The organism is Colwellia echini, assembly GCF_002843355.2.
In the GTDB taxonomy this organism is placed as follows: Bacteria; Pseudomonadota; Gammaproteobacteria; order Enterobacterales; family Alteromonadaceae; genus Colwellia; species Colwellia echini.
The window spans coordinates 49,484-63,139 of sequence record NZ_PJAI02000009.1 but is presented as its reverse complement, the minus strand read 5'-3'; the positions used below and the strand labels follow the sequence as shown (position 1 = coordinate 63,139).

At 31.0% G+C, this 13,656-nt stretch carries 10 protein-coding genes; 4 read left to right on the top strand and 6 right to left on the bottom strand.

The window, feature by feature from the left end; translation table 11 throughout:
- Positions 1-293 precede the first annotated feature (293 nt).
- Entirely contained in the window at positions 294-1,019 is a 726-nt protein-coding gene (locus CWS31_RS09535; RefSeq protein WP_101344127.1) for a cytidylyltransferase domain-containing protein, read from the top strand.
- Positions 1,020-1,148: 129 nt separating this feature from the next.
- On the top strand, positions 1,149-2,225 hold the full coding sequence (locus CWS31_RS09530; protein ID WP_101344128.1) for an FkbM family methyltransferase: 1,077 nt from the start codon (positions 1,149-1,151) through the stop codon (positions 2,223-2,225).
- Between the two features lie 90 nt (positions 2,226-2,315).
- On the opposite strand, the gene CWS31_RS09525 is transcribed toward CWS31_RS09530, so the two are convergent.
- From CWS31_RS09525 to CWS31_RS09515, 3 genes are read right to left on the bottom strand one after another with little or no spacing between them, the layout of a single operon-like run.
- Positions 2,316-3,473 (bottom strand): hypothetical protein, encoded by a 1,158-nt coding sequence (locus tag CWS31_RS09525; protein ID WP_101344130.1) that lies wholly within the window; start codon positions 3,471-3,473, stop codon positions 2,316-2,318.
- An 11-nt stretch (positions 3,474-3,484) separates the two neighbouring features.
- Positions 3,485-4,579: an FkbM family methyltransferase gene (locus CWS31_RS09520; RefSeq protein ID WP_101344131.1), complete on the bottom strand. Its 1,095-nt coding sequence runs from the start codon at positions 4,577-4,579 to the stop codon at positions 3,485-3,487.
- Between the two features lie 13 nt (positions 4,580-4,592).
- Positions 4,593-6,905: a glycosyltransferase gene (locus CWS31_RS09515; protein WP_101344132.1), complete on the bottom strand. Its 2,313-nt coding sequence runs from the start codon at positions 6,903-6,905 to the stop codon at positions 4,593-4,595.
- Between the two features lie 400 nt (positions 6,906-7,305).
- Here CWS31_RS09515 and CWS31_RS09510 point away from each other — a divergent pair, with 400 nt between their 5' ends.
- Both CWS31_RS09510 and CWS31_RS09505 read left to right on the top strand, forming a co-directional pair.
- Entirely contained in the window at positions 7,306-8,379 is a 1,074-nt protein-coding gene (locus CWS31_RS09510) for a DegT/DnrJ/EryC1/StrS family aminotransferase (RefSeq protein WP_101344133.1), read from the top strand.
- 56 nt (positions 8,380-8,435) lie between these two features.
- On the top strand, positions 8,436-9,587 hold the full coding sequence (locus CWS31_RS09505) for an ATP-grasp domain-containing protein (RefSeq protein WP_101344134.1): 1,152 nt from the start codon (positions 8,436-8,438) through the stop codon (positions 9,585-9,587).
- Between the two features lie 106 nt (positions 9,588-9,693).
- Here the strand turns inward: CWS31_RS09505 and CWS31_RS09500 are convergent, their stop codons facing one another.
- From CWS31_RS09500 to fliD, 3 genes are all read right to left on the bottom strand, one after another.
- Complete coding sequence (locus tag CWS31_RS09500; protein WP_246143461.1) at positions 9,694-9,888, bottom strand: cytoplasmic protein; 195 nt, start codon at positions 9,886-9,888, stop codon at positions 9,694-9,696.
- Positions 9,889-10,038: 150 nt separating this feature from the next.
- Positions 10,039-12,045, bottom strand: coding sequence for a motility associated factor glycosyltransferase family protein (locus CWS31_RS09495; RefSeq protein WP_170252845.1), 2,007 nt, complete (start codon positions 12,043-12,045; stop codon positions 10,039-10,041).
- 158 nt (positions 12,046-12,203) lie between these two features.
- Positions 12,204-13,598, bottom strand: coding sequence for a flagellar filament capping protein FliD (gene fliD, locus CWS31_RS09490; RefSeq protein WP_101344136.1), 1,395 nt, complete (start codon positions 13,596-13,598; stop codon positions 12,204-12,206).
- Positions 13,599-13,656 lie beyond the last annotated feature (58 nt).

The following is a 13,656-nucleotide window of genomic DNA, read 5'->3' as shown; positions in this document are numbered from 1 at the left end:
TTTTAAGGGTATGCACCGGCATGAGATAATAACCCAATATCTGGACTACCTGTAAAGGTCAATAATTCAAACTGTGTTTCATCGTACCAACTATCATTAAGGTTAACGACCAACTCTTTACCAACTTTAACAGAATTTCATTAATTGACTTAAAGTGCTCACAATATTAAATCATTAGCAGGAGTAATTTAAGATACTTTATTATTTTGAGCTTTAATTTATGTCTTAAGCTATAAAATAGTGTAGTGATTTGATATCTTTATATAAATATAACTATGATAACAGCCCTTTCAATGTCTAAACTATTTATAATCATTCAAGCAAGAATGACTTCAACTCGCTTACCCAACAAAGTACTTTTACCTATAGGGGAAAAGCCTGCGTTACAAATTATGATAGAGCGATTACAAGGCTGGCGAGAAAATATCATAATAGCAACCACTAACGATGGCTCTGAAGATCCAATAGTTGCCTTATGCGAAACTCTGAATATAAGATATTTCAAAGGAAGTACCGATAACGTGCTTGAACGTTATTATCTTACAGCAAAGAAATTTGGTGCAACTTATGGTGATGCTATCATGCGTTTAACCAGCGATAATCCTTTGATTGATTATGACTTAACATCAAAAGTTATTAAAATCTATCAAGAAAACACTTACAACATGGTTAGTTTAGGACCTCATAGCGGCTTTCCCCGAGGCTTAGATTGCTGTATTTTCGATTTTGACTGCTTAGAAAAAACTCATTTAGGTGCAATAACAGATGCAGATAAAGAGCATGTAACTATGGGGATGACAAAGTTTAGTGACATCGCCTGTTATAACCTCTCAAGTGGCGAAGACCTTTCACATTACCGCCTAACTTTAGATGAAGAAGATGATTATAAAATGATACAAACCGTTTATGCACTTTTTAATAATCAAACAAGTTTTAATTACCTAGAATTGTTAGCGGCATTAAAAGACAACCCTGAAGTCATCAAAATTAATCAACATATAGAACAGAAAAAATATTAAAAAATAATCATGCAATAATAGATGCTTATTTAATAATGACTGAAATAATATACATTATTCAGTTCAGTGTATTCTATTAATTTTGTTCGAACTAAGGCGTAAGCCATTAAAAAACTAAAGGAGGCTTCAATGAGTACGACACAAGATTTGATAATATACGGTGCAGGTGGTAATGGGATAAAATTTTTCAATTCATTAAAAGATAATGGTTATAACATTATCTTTTTTTTGGATTTATATTCGAAAAAACAAGAGCATAATGGCATCAAAATATACCGCCCACATACATCACCAACAAAAAATTGTACTGTACTTATATCCGTATCATGTTATAGCCGTCAAATAGCTGACGATTTAAAAGAGCAAGGATACAATATCTGTCTTGATTTTAATCAATGCCTTAAAAGATTTCCAACACTTTTAAACCAATTTATATTACCCGAAAAATTATTAGACTGTACCAACGAAACAAAAAATAATTTAAATAAAATTAAAAATTTAAATTTAATGTTCAAAGATGAAGAAAGTAAAAATGCATTACAAAGAATATTAGCATTTCGATTAGCACCATCATCTAAGACTTATATTGAAAACGACTGGCAGGTTCAATACTTTCCTAATGATTTACCATTATCATCCGTACTTAAGAGACCAATAGTAATGTTAGATTGTGGTGCATTTACAGGAGATACTCTTCCTATAGCACTAAGTTTCTTTAAAAAACATAAAATAGATGTTAGTTCTATTAGTTTATTTGAACCTAATTTAAATAATAATGTTGTATTACAAGAAGTAATAGAAAAATTCACCACACCTGAATATTTGCTAATTAATTACCCTTGTGGGGTTTGGTCAAAGAATACAATACTTAATTTTGAGCTTGGTGCTGAGACTAGCCACATAGTAAATACTAAATCAGAGAGAAGTGTACAAGTACCCGTTGTAAGCTTAGATGCGGTAGCTTATGGGTACCAACCAAATCTTATTAAAATGGATGTAGAAGGAGCTGAAATAGAAGCGATAAAAGGAGCACGAAAAATAATCAGACAATATAGACCTACCTTAGCTATCTCGGTATACCACAAAGCTAGTCATTTATGGGAAGTAGCCTTCTTAATCAACGACATTAATCCTAATTATAATTACTATCTACGTACACACGGTGATTTAGGAAATGAAATTATTTTATACGCATTACCGACATAAATTTACGCTTGTGAATAAATGCTACACCGCTAATGAGCATATTAGTTAACGTATATTAAAAGCCCATAGTTTACTTTGTGTAGCCTTTTCTTAATCGTCATAACCACTTAATATTTCTTTAACATTATCATACTTCTTAATTTGTTGAGTAACCTCAGAAATAAACATAGAAGTAATTAAAACTACAAATTGATTATCACTACTTAATATTTCATCCGGTTTATTTATTCTATACCCGTAGATATTAGTTCCTATTTTATTAGGATCGTTGTCACAAAAATAATCAGGCTGAATACCATTACGCTCCAAAAGATCCATTATCAACACCAAGCCACTCCCTGTACCAAATAATAATATTTTATTATCAGTTTCCTTTAATCTTTTGATATAATTAAGTTTCTCAGTTTCTATATTTTGTTTGGTTTTATAATTAATAGAAAAAAAAGATTGCGATTTTTTAATAAATGATTTTACATCACTTTTTGTTTCTTCATTCAATTTGTCCAAATAAGGAATTATTTTCTCCCTAGTATTGTTGCTATATGCTATTTCTTCTTTCGTATCTCCATATGCAATGCCATATCGTAACTCTTCTCTGGGTTGCCATTCACAAGCAGAAACGTTCTTCTGTGGAATTACAATAGGTATACAACCACACATTGCAGCAAACATTGTATAAGCAGTTTGAAGGTCATATGAATAAAAATATTTAACTTTATTAAATATAATCTCCATCTCGGAGTGATTCATTCCATCAATTTTGATTGAATTTTCAAGGTTATGAGAGATTTCTCTTCCTCTCCCTTTCCTTAAAAGATAACCGCTACCACTTCTTTTGTTGAAATTGGTTTGTTGCCATAATTTTTTATTGAAATAAGACACATATAATTTATTCTCTAAATTAGAATTATAGTCTGTATCGTTAAATACAATTTGTTGATAGAAATACAGTTCATTATTTCCATAGTTAATTTTATTTGTAAAAAAACCCGGTTTATTCAAAAACCATCTAATGACATGCTTTGCATTAAGAGGATTACCGCTAACTATTTCAGTATAAACAACTATAAAGTCATCTAGTTTATCGGTATTAATTGCAGGAGTATTAAAGTCGTCATGTACCTTCACCTCAGACTCAAGCGTTCCGAGCCATATAAAGGCTTCAAATCCATTATAATTTATTAAGTCACATAATCTGTGCATGGCAATAGACCCACCATTAGTTTCCACAAAACCTGGCGTGTACATTATATATTTCTTCACAGGCAATCACTATCGATCGCATACAAGATTGCTTCCGCCCCAGTGTTGGTATAATAATCAAAGTACAATTTATAATTAGGATTAATTTTTTTTATTATTGAAGTGATTGTGATTAAATCATCTTTTTTATGATAAACGCTAATAGCGAGTTTAGGTTTATCTTTCTTGATACATTCATATGCGCCATTGAGTGCAGGTACTTCAGCACCTTCGACATCCATTTTTATGAAGTCAATTTTCTCAATCTCTTTAGTTTTCACCATATCATCAATACTTAAAGTTACTATAGAACTTTGGTACTTCCCTTTTTGAGCGACAACACTTGCATTTCCTTTATCTAAATAACTTAATTCAAGATTTGATTCACTCCAAATAGCATTATTAATGATTTCAACTTCATCAGATATATTATTATTTAAAAGTTGCTGATTAATGGTCTTTATACTGGAAGGTAAAAATTCATATACATATATTTTTTTTGCTCCTTTTGCATAAAAATATAATGCGGTATCACCAGTTGCTCCTCCGCAGTCAATAACAACATCATCTTTAACTACTTCTATATTAATTGATTTTTGCTTATACGCATATTGTTCCAATATAAAATCAAGGATGATTCCAAGCTCTCCTCCAATAAATTTAAGATTGTAATTTATTGGAGATAGATCATACATGTTTAATTTTTTGTCGATGCGTAAACTGGAAGATATTTCCAACTGCTTTTGCAAGTTATGTTCATCAAAGGGAAGCCTATTTTTAAGGGCGCCTATTGCTCTAAACACAATATAATCTAAATATTTTTCTTTACTATAATCATCCGATAATAGTAAATATATTTCAGAAAACTTATCAATATTAATAATGAAAAAATTATTTTTATTAATTACTATAGAGCTATAGTCATCCTGAGTTATGTATTTTTTTGTTAGTAGCTTGAAAGTACGCTTCATTAATGAAATAGCTACTTCAAAGCTATAAATAATAAAGATTCGTGACGATAAAGATGTTCTAAATACATCATAATAACCATGTTTATTGTTGTGTAGCTCTTTCGTATACTTACAAAAAAACTCTTTATAGAAATATTTCATTGAAAACCTTAATTTATAAAATAAAACTTTTTATGATTCTATCTTCATTCAATTTCATCTGTTTAAAAACATTTAGTATTTGAGGTGTTGCTTGAGTAGCTGAAATAAGTATTGGATAATCATTTTCTAATAAAATAGAAGGGTCATATACCTTATAACCCATAAATTCATTTCCAATTTTACTGGCTGTATTATCTACCAAATATTGTATATTCGTATTTTTTAAAAAAATACTGCTAGCTAATAGTTTTTGAGTTTGAATTCCTGCCCCCCAAATAACAATATCGGTGAACTTGCTATAGTCGGCTAATATATAAGTACAATCTAACTCATGCAATTTATTAGTTAATAGCCTATACATTTCAATAGTATAAGGTAATCTAGCTCTTAATAAGTCATCGACGAATACCAACCTTACGTTTAATTGAGTCAATGCTCCATATAGCAAAACAATTGATAATAAAGATTCAAAACATATAACTTCTTTTTTAAAATCAAAACTAATTTGAAAATTGCAATCGTGTAGTTTTCGTTCGTCTATTAGCCTTACAAATTCGGAGATATTTAATCTATCCCTGTTTTCATCCAAAATAATATATTTAATAGTAATGTTTTCTGGCTTCTGCTCCGAATATTTTACAAGGTTATTAAATACCGTATCAAAACCTTTGTGCTTTCTGACTTGATAAAATGTCTCTTCAGTGCCAGCATCAATACTTGTTATAATTGACACTTTATCAATATCTATCAGCCTTTTAATTGTTTCATTATATTTAGTGCTGTTAGTAATTACCCTTTGCTTTATGGTTGATGAGCTTTGACTTACTTTATTTAGAAGTAATGTAAAATTATCACCTAATGTTGGTTCCCCGCCCCCATAAACTACAATTGCATTGTTGCTAAGAGCATTATCCTCAACTAACTCATCAAGAAGCACATCTACCTCATAAGAGCTTTTCTTCCCGCCGTAATATGTATCACTACAATAAGTGCATTTCATATTACAAACAGAGTGATATTCAAATGATAGGTATTGAATATCTAATTCATTGAGACTTGGCCAATCTTTGAATTCCAGAAATGGGCAGCCCCCGCATTCTTCTGAAGCTCCTTTGTTTATTTTAACGTATAAGTCCTTTTTAGCTTTTAATATGTTTTGGGCTGAAAATTTTTTGATAGAGTCTTTTTTATTATCTAAAAGAACTACATCTCCTTTCATTTTATTATTAACAAAAAACCTTTTACAGCATGTTCTAATTTCATCAGGCGCAAGGAATAATGAATGATGTAAGTCATAGCAACTCCAACTTTTACCCGATATATCGCTCACAAAATAATTAAGATCTTCGATTAATGTATTACTTTCTATATTTTCTTTAAAAAAAGTATAAATCATATAATATTTAGTGGTTAAAACAGGTGTTTTTACTTTGATAGGAATAAGTTGTAGCGCTGAATATACTTCATCATATAATTGCTTATATAGAGATAGAGGAGCATCTACTTCTTGATTACACAACGTTCTTATTCTTGTGGCACAAACACCAATAATTCCAACATAGTAAGCAATGATTCTATTCTCGTTATTACTGTTGTTATTCTCGAGATAGTTATACATTTCTTTACAGGCTCTAAAAATACCGGTGAAATGTTTTATTGATGTATTATTGACAATAGAGTTTTTATGATTGAGTTTTAAATATAAAGATTTATCCACTTCCCCTAAATATTCACAATGTAAGTATGCTTTAAAAAGAAAATCTATATCTTCATGGTACCCACCAAAAAAACTTAACTTATTTTTTTCAATCAACTCTCTTGATATTAAGGTATAAATAACAGAACCATCCATATATAAGGATAAGTAATCTAAAATTAATTCATCTTTATTTTTTCGTAACGATTGGAAGTCATTTCTAGATGTATTATGGGAAAAAACAGTAGAGTTGTTATCATATTCAAAGTTATATGCTACAAGATCGTATTTAACTTGGCCTCTTTGAATATACTCGTATAAGGTTTGTAAGGCACTACTGTGTAATTGATCATCAGAATCGATAAACATAATCCAATCGCCCGTGGCATTTTTAATACCAATATTTCTAGCTCCCCCCGGCCCCTCGTTAGACTCTGTTGTAAAAACCCTAATGTCTGTATATTTTAAAGATAATGCTTCTATTTGGTTAAATGTATCATCGGTTGAACAATCATCAATAATAAGTACCTCTAGATCATAGAAATCACTTCTTTGTATTAAAATACTGTCAATACATTTAGTTATATAGATTTGAGCATTAAAGGCAGGTATTATTATTGAAAATTTCATAGGGTATTCTTAGTCACTAAATTTAAAAATCAAGGTGGATGATACTGTATTTAATTAGTTACTTTCTCATACTTAATATGTCAGTTGATACTACAATAGACAGGCATTCAATGGTTTTATGTGTATAAGAAAATATCAATAAATCACTGAATAGGACAATTCAAATAAGACTAGTGATTGTGAATGTAGGCTACCACAGAACATAATTAATTAACTAGAATAAAGTTGATAAAATAAGTCTTAATCTACTTCGAAATTCATAAATTAAAGCAATAACTTAGATACTTTCACCTACAATTAAGATCGCTAATTAAAAATCAACTAAAAGTATTATAGCAGCTCAATGGAAACTTATGAGTTTAAGTATACGAACGTTAATGCGGTCAAAGGAAATATGTAAATGATTAATGTGACAAAAACATACTTACCATGCAGAAAAAAATTTCATGCGTACGTAGATAAAATTTTTGAAAGTGGCTGGGTAACTAATAATGGTCAGATGGTACAAAGGTTAGAAGAAAGGTTATCTTCTTACTTAGGTGTTAAAAATATAGTTTTAGTTGCCAATGGAACGGTTGCACTAGAAACGGCTTATAGAGCTTTAGATTTAAAAGGCCATGTGATAACAACCCCTTTTAGCTTTGTAGCAACAACTAGCTCTCTGGTCACTAATGGACTAACCCCCATTTTTGCAGATATAGATCCTACTACTTTAAATATAAACCCGAATGAAATTGTCAAATCAATTACAAAAGATACTACAGCAATTGTTCCTGTTCATATTTTCGGAAATGGATGCGAAGTTGATGAAATTCAGCGCATTGCTCATAAGAATAAATTAAAAGTAATATACGATGCAGCACACGCATTTGATGTAAAATATAAAGGAGATAGTATCTTAAATTATGGTGATATTTCCACTCTCAGTTTCCATGCAACCAAAATTTTCCATACTATAGAGGGAGGCGCTTTAATTATTAATGACGACTCTCTTGTACAAAAAGTTAAGCATCTCATTAATTTTGGTATTGAAAACACAGAGTCAATTGTAGCACTTGGAACAAATGCAAAGATGAATGAATTTGAAGCTGCAATGGGTTTATGTATACTTGATGAAATAGAGAATATTAAAGAGCAACGTAAACAGCTTCATCATGATTATCTTGAAGGCCTCTGTGGTTTAGTGAAATTTCAAAAAATTAATACTGACTCGTCCATTAATTATAGTTATTTCCCGATTATTTTAAAAAATACAAATCAAAGAATTAAAGTACAAAGTGCATTAAATACGGCAAAAATTTTTCCTAGAAGATATTTTTTTCCATCGTTAGATACTCTGACATATATTGAGCCAACACAATTTATGGAACACTCCAGAGACATCAGTGAAAGGATTTTATGCCTTCCTTTGTACCCTCAGTTATCTAAATCAGAACAAAAGACAATAATAAATATAATAAAAAGCACTTTATAAATATAGAATTGATTGAGGTTGCTTATTGAGTAACATCAATATGATAAGGTAATAAAATGAAAAAAATAATTATGTGTGATGCAAACTTTAGTGTATTACCAATATTAAAAGCAATTAAGAAAAAAAACTATCACTTAACTGTAGTTGGAAAGTTGTTGAGTGATCCATGCCATCTATTGGCAGATCATTCTCTACAATTAGATTATTCAAACATTGCCGCTTTATTACAATATACCCAAGAAAATGAATACTCTGGAATTGTCCCTGGTTGTAATGACCAATCTTATATATCCTCCTCATGGGTAGCCGAGAAATTAAATTTACCAGGTTTTGATAGCTTTGAAACATCTTTAATAATTCATCATAAAGATAAATTTAGAACTTTCGCAGAAAAAAACAATTACCCTATCCCGAAAGCAGTTTACAAAATTGAAGATGTTCATAAACTTAACTTTCCAGTTTTAATTAAGCCTATTGATTCATTTAGCGGTAAAGGAATCAATAAAGCTTATAATATGGATGATGTTAAAGTATTTTGGGATCAAGCAAAGAACTATTCAAAAGAAGGTTGTGTGATCGCTGAAGAGTTTATAGAAGGCGATTTATATAGTCACTCGGCTTTTATTAAGAACAAAAAAATAATAGCTGATTTCTTTGTTAATGAATATTGTACAGTTTACCCTTATCAAGTAAACAGCTCTAATGTTTCTACACAACTTCCAGAAAAAATCAAAACGTTATTAAGGGAATGGCTCGATAGTTTTTCAAATGATTTACATCTTTGCGATGGTTTAGTTCATACACAATTTCTAGTGAATAGTGATAATATCTATTTAATAGAAGTTGCAAGACGGTCACCCGGTGACTTGTATAGTCAATTAATTGAAAAAAGTACAGGTGTGAATTATGCGGAACTTTACTCACTCCCTTTTTGCCATGTAGAGCTACCTTCAAAAATCAACATCAAAGAATCAAAATATATTTCAAGGCATACCGTAAGTACAAATAAAGATTGCGTTTTTATTGGTTCAACTATCAATGTTAAGAGTATTCAGACCCAAAGTATTTCTCTAAAGTATACAGGTGAATTTATGAAAGCAGCTCCATTTGGAAAGTCAGGACTTTACTTTATTGAGCATAAAAATTCACTCTTAATGGAATCAATAACCCCAAAATTAAAAAATTTTATTGATATTGAAACTCAATAACATAATTGTAGTGTATTGGCATAGTATAGTTAAATTATGCATCTAACTAGAGGTCTTGATTCGCTGTTGTAATCAATGAATTTAGACCTGCTAATATTCACTTATCTCAAGCTTTAATATTAATATTATGCCCAACATTACCGACTAAATTATTTGAAGGTGCAGCATTTTCAATTAGCTGGAGGGCCATTTCCCCTTTATCTTCTGCTAATTCTTTAGCTTTAACTGCTGCTTCTAAATGAGTGCCATTACCGTTATTAGTGGGAGCAAAATTTGGTGTATTAGTGATGTTAATTGTCATAAGTCACCTTTAGGTAAGTATAAATACGTATAATTGTAATTAATATAGTCTGTATCGGCTGATTTACAACTTACTTTAACGATACCTTGAATAAAACACTTATAGCTTATGTAATTTAATTAGCTATAGGTTCATTTATATTTGAGCTTACTAGGTATTTATTGACTTTAATAGTTCACCAAATAAAAAATTAACATGCTCTCTAAAAATCTCAAGACTATAATTAATAAACTCTTTTCTTTCTACTGGGTCGGTATATAAGAAACAATGACTCATTATATAAGTTTGAAAATATTTAAACGTTCCTTGAATCAACCAATAGTTAACTTGATAGCCCTCTCTTGCTTCTAACTGCACTAATAAATGATGTTGTCTAGCAAATAAATCCGCAAGTTCTTCTCTAGAGTTAACTTCTGTTGTAATTATTAGCATTAATTGTTCTAGAGTAACCTTTAACACTTTAAATGTTTTATCTGCCATTTTAGACAGTTTTTTAGCAGTAAATGCTTTATTATCGAAAGCAGTGTTTAATAAGTCAGTTAAAAATTCATTTTTACTTATAGAGTTACTGGACAGCTTAATATCTTCAATTTTAAATGGTTTGGCATTAGCAATTAAAGCCCCATCAGCACAGTTATAAGCATTCACATCTGTATTTTTTGCAAGCAGCATTTCAATTCCTACTCTAGATGAGTCAAAAACTTCAGTACTGAATACAAAATCACGAAAATTACCTTTACGTGAAATATCCTCTGTCATAATACTATCAATTCCTGCTTGGTCAGGAGTTGATGTCCTATAATCGTCATCGTAATAAAAACTATCTTTAGAGTGATGATGTTGATTGCTAATATAACCAAAATCAGTTCCAAGCAAATATATTTCTTTAAAACCTAACGAAGTAATTAATGCCATTGCGGCATTAGGGCAAGTTGGGTTGGTGTGCTCTGGTGCTACATAAACATTTAGCGGATCTAATTGTTCAATATATTTTCCGCCTGCGTCGTTAACTTTTTTTAATAACAAAGGGGATTTAAATTTTTTCAATAACTCCGAATACACAGTATTAAGTGCGATTATCTGTATATCCTTGAGTTTCAAATGAGAATCTTCTTGTTGCTTTTCAACTTCTTCCATTATTGGCAACATCTCAACTGGACGTTCCATTTCTATGTGAATATCAGGCTTAATATTATTTTTTAATAACGCACGTAACGTTGTTCCACAACTTACAATAATAATATCATTTTGATTCTGTTTAAGAAATTCTAAGGAAAAATCCAATGAGGGGCCATTAGCAACAATAAATATTTGACGTTTAGGATCTTGATTAACAAATTCAGTCTGCTTTTTACATACTTTATAACCTAACTTGAGATTAGCTAACGTATGTCTAAAGCCAATAATTTCATCTTCCATGAAACCAAAACCAAATGCTAACCTATAACCAATAGTTTTTAGTAAACGTAATGATGCATCATTGGTTTCACTATTATAGTGTTGATAGAAATAGAAACGTGCTAAATAAAATCGCCCGTGTTTTATTAATATATCATTAATACCATTAATTACATCTATATCATTATTACCAATTTTAACGTTAAAACTTCCGCCATTGGCTATACATCGCTCTATAAGTGGACGCAATTCAATACAATGTAACATTGCAAAAAAAACGTCTGTAGAATGTTCACAAAGTAAAAAGTGTTGTACCTTTTTATTTTGAAATAGCTCAGTTATTTGGTAACCTAAGCCGGATCCTACCATACAAACAAAGTCGTATCGTTCTTCATTGAATGGTGTTTTATTATCGTTTTTGACTTGTCTATTACTTATTTTATTCAAGGCTCGTTGATGATCATATATGCAATTAGCATCATCGATTTTAGAAAGCTCTAAGTTATAATACAACGGATTCCTAATAAACTCTGCAACTTGATTACCGCTGAATTCTTCGGCTTGACCTTTATATACACTCTGTCCATTATTGAAAAGATCGATCTTCCCATCATCATCTATAAAAACGCCTGAATCCGTTGGAGTATAATTTTTGAATATATCAAATATGCTTGGCATAAAATATTGCAGCGTATCTAAATTAGCTTTTAGAGTCGCGTTTAGTAGCATTTTCTTTATAGTTAGATCAGTAGTATCCAAGTTATCTCTCCAAACATATTTCATATAATATATTGAATAATATACTAAAAAATAAAATCAAAAGATATAATTAATGAGGGGTAAAGCGATGAGAGGATAATTTAAATGACATAGATGCAGCCAAATAGGATGGCTGCATAAAACGATTAACGGCTATTTTAGTTAGAACTGCTTACTACACCTGGCATATTATCTAACTGCGCCATTAAGTAGCTACTTGTGGAGTTTAGCCCCGCCACTAATAAATCCATACTGTTATATTGCGCATATAAGCGAGCTTCAAGAGAATCCATTTTTCTGGTGAAAGCTGCTCGTTCATCATCGATTTTAAGCAGGCTTTGCTCTCTACTATCAATTCGACTCTGAATTATTCCGTCTGACGCGGTATAAAAATCAAGAATATTAGTCATGCTAGCGGCAAAACCAGGCTTACTATCTGTGCCCACTAAAAGTTGTTGAACATTATCAACATTATTATTAATAAACTCATTAAGGTCTTCGCTATCAATACTCATTTTGCCGTATTGATCAGATCTAACGCCAAGTTCTGACAGTGTCATTGTTTTGTCACTGCCGAAGTCAAAACTTGCTGTAAATTCATTTCTGATTTTAGTCATTACCCCTCTGAGTAATGAATCGCCAATCATTACTCCGCTATTTCCATCACCAACTTGTCCAAAGTTAGTATTTAAATCAACAAGTTTATTATAAGCAGTGACAAATTCTGTTAAACTTTTTTCAATATTACTATTATCTTCTTTAACACTTACCCGGCTATCAGTATCATCAACACCCTGTACTTTTTTTACAGTGATATCAATACCATCAATTACATTATCAAATTTATTGGTGGAGCTACTAATAGTTACCGTATTATCAATGGTAATTTGAGCATCAACGGCTGCTGTTGCTTCTGTCAAGTTTGTAGAAGCTAAACGAGATAAACCCAAAGTGTCGGTATGGTTAGAGTCACCTAAATCATCAACAGTAACGGTAATCGCATTTTCGACACCTGTTTCTCTACTACTAAAGACTAATCGTTGACCATTATCATCAGTAATGATTGTCGCATTGATTGACTCATTGTCCGTACTGTCATTTATTTTGTCACGAATTTCTGACAGAGTTTCAGTATCAGATACATTGATAGTAAAAACGTTATCACCTGAGGAAAATGATAAAGTTCCTTCGCCGACAGCCTCCTCACTTTGAATTTCTTCAGAAACAAGTTTATGAGCAGCAGCCAGTGAATCAACTTTAATATCATATGCGCCAACACTTGCGTCAGAGTTTGAAGTTATTGAAATGAAATCATCGGCTCCACTGACGGTTCGTTGTTGGTATTTATCAACATCAGCTATACCAGCAAGTGCCTCTTCTACAGCTTCTAGAGCCGACTTAAGTGAGCCTGCTGCTGAAATATCAGCGGTAGTTACAGATTCTTTATAACTTAGACGGGATTCATAAGGGGTTTTTTCGGCATTAACAATAGCTTCAACTATTGAGCCAACCTCTAAACCTGAGCCTATACCTTGAAATGTAATACTCGGCATTACAATACTCCCATTTAAGCCAATTAAATGCTTTTAAAAAATACAAAGAAATTATATT